The organism is Methylobacterium sp. WL103 (genome assembly GCF_008039885.1).
Taxonomy (GTDB): Bacteria; Pseudomonadota; Alphaproteobacteria; order Rhizobiales; family Beijerinckiaceae; genus Methylobacterium; species Methylobacterium cerastii.
In genome coordinates this window covers 1-1,713 of the sequence record NZ_VRUX01000760.1, presented here as the reverse complement: position 1 = coordinate 1,713, position 1,713 = coordinate 1, and the positions used below count along the sequence as shown (strand labels likewise).

3 protein-coding genes and 2 pseudogenes are annotated in these 1,713 nt (G+C 74.9%); 2 read left to right on the top strand and 3 right to left on the bottom strand.

The window, feature by feature from the left end; genetic code table 11:
- Positions 1–215, bottom strand: a pseudogene (locus FV222_RS25150) (short-chain dehydrogenase); the annotation flags it as partial.
- Positions 216–433: 218 nt separating this feature from the next.
- On the opposite strand from FV222_RS25150, the gene FV222_RS25145 reads away from it, so the two are divergent.
- Both FV222_RS25145 and FV222_RS25140 read left to right on the top strand, forming a co-directional pair.
- Positions 434–661 (top strand): hypothetical protein, encoded by a 228-nt coding sequence (locus FV222_RS25145; RefSeq protein ID WP_147753892.1) that lies wholly within the window; start codon positions 434–436, stop codon positions 659–661.
- Positions 648–848 carry a hypothetical protein gene (locus tag FV222_RS25140; RefSeq protein WP_246685654.1) on the top strand — a complete coding sequence of 67 codons (201 nt, stop codon included), beginning with the start codon at positions 648–650 and terminating at the stop codon, positions 846–848. Before FV222_RS25145 ends, FV222_RS25140 begins: the two co-directional genes overlap by 14 nt.
- 63 nt (positions 849–911) lie before the next feature.
- Here the strand turns inward: FV222_RS25140 and FV222_RS25135 are convergent, their stop codons facing one another.
- Positions 912–1,322 (bottom strand): integron, encoded by a 411-nt coding sequence (locus tag FV222_RS25135; protein ID WP_147815919.1) that lies wholly within the window; start codon positions 1,320–1,322, stop codon positions 912–914.
- A 58-nt stretch (positions 1,323–1,380) separates the two neighbouring features.
- A pseudogene (locus FV222_RS30120) lies at positions 1,381–1,713 on the bottom strand (hypothetical protein); the annotation flags it as partial.

Genomic DNA, 1,713 nt, shown 5'->3' with positions numbered 1-1,713 from the left:
CTGCGCAGGGCGGTCACCGCCGCGTCGTCGTCGATGTCGACGCCCGCCTCGATCCGCAGCCGGCCGTCGGTCGCGAGGCCGGACAGGGCGGCGGAAGGGCGGCGCACGGTGGCCGTCACGTCCCATCCGCGATCGAGGAACCGGGCGACGAGGCCGAGCCCGAGGCCGCGGGAGGCGCCGACGACCAGCGCCCTGCGGGCGGTCAAGGCGCACATCCCCGGTCGGGCCGTCGGACGAACGGTCTGCACGGCGAGGCGGGCGAAGCGCCGCCGGCTGCGACGGATCGGCGAACGGCGTCGATGGCGGGATTCATCGGTCCAGGATAGGCCCCGGAGCCGGCCTGTCGAGGAAACGGTTTGTCGCGTGGCAACGCCCGGAGCGGATGGGGCCGAGCCGCGTTGACCCTGCGACACCGCCGGACAGGACCCCCTCGATGCATGCGAAGCGACTGGCGGAGACCGAGGCGGCACTCGCCCGCACCGACCGCCTCTGGCGGGCGGAGGTGAGCCGGCTCTACGGTCCGGAGGGCGTCCTCCGGTTCGGCTACGGCCCGGAGGGGCGCGGCGTGGACGGCTCGTCCGTCCGGCGCGCCTACGAGGCCCGTCGCGACGCGGTCGCCTCCTGGCGCCACGAGCGGCGGTCGGCGCATGCGGTCCGGTAGCCCGACCGTGTCCACCGCGACGGCCTCCATCCTCGGCCTGTGGTCCGCCTACTGGGCGGCGATGTTCGCGCAGGTCGCCCACCTGCGGACGCTCGACGACGGCGTCGGCGCCACCACCTGCGGCTGGGTTTCGCGAAGCCTCCTGGCCATCGGAACCGCGTTCTTCCTGCTGGCGAAGGGCGGGTAGCGGAAGGCACGCGCGGGGTCGGCTCTGGATCGACGCCTGCCCCTCCGGCCGCCTGCGAATTGCTCAGCCGGCCAGGTCGGTGACGTAGCGCCGGTGGACCCAGCCGGACCGGCACGGTCCCGCATAGGCGGTCCGGCGCGGCCAGGGCGTCGCGACGCCGCAATCCCGTCCCTCCCGGTCCGCGTACACGACGCCGAACCACGGCCCACGGGTCTCGCAGACCGACAGGCGCTGGCCCGTATGGATGCGATCGACCTCGCGATAGGGGCGGCCGCCGGGACCGCTGCGCACCGAGAGGAAGTCGTCGCCCTTCGGGTCGAGGCCGGTGACGGCTGCCAACCGCGGGCAGGCGTCGAGCTCAGGCCCATCCGCGCCAGCCTGGACCGGCACGTCGAGGGAAGCGGGCTGAGCGTGGGCGGCCGCGATCGACAGGCCGAGCGCCGCGGCGAGGACGAGCGGCTTGCGCCAGGTCATGAACCACTCCGTTGCGGACGGGGCGACGCCGCGCCGGGCGAGCTATGTCGGCGGTGGATCACCGGTCAAGCACCGGCGGCGCGGCAGCGCGCGTGCGCCGAAACCAGGCGAAGCCGTGCCGGACGGCCGCCACCAGGCCGAACGCGGTGAGCCAGGCGAGGAGCCAGATTTCGTACAGGTCGGCGTCCATCGCCGATTCCCCGTCGAGGCCGAGCCAGGCGGCGAGGCCGTGCGGGACCGGAACGCCGGACCGGAGCGCGAGGCGCATCGCCGGGATCGACAGCAGCGAGGCGGCAAGGATGTGCGCCGCCGCCCGGTAGAGCGGCCGGGCCGCGCCCGAGACGGTTCCCGCGAAACCCGCGAGCAACGCCGCGCCGAGCCAGAGCGCCAC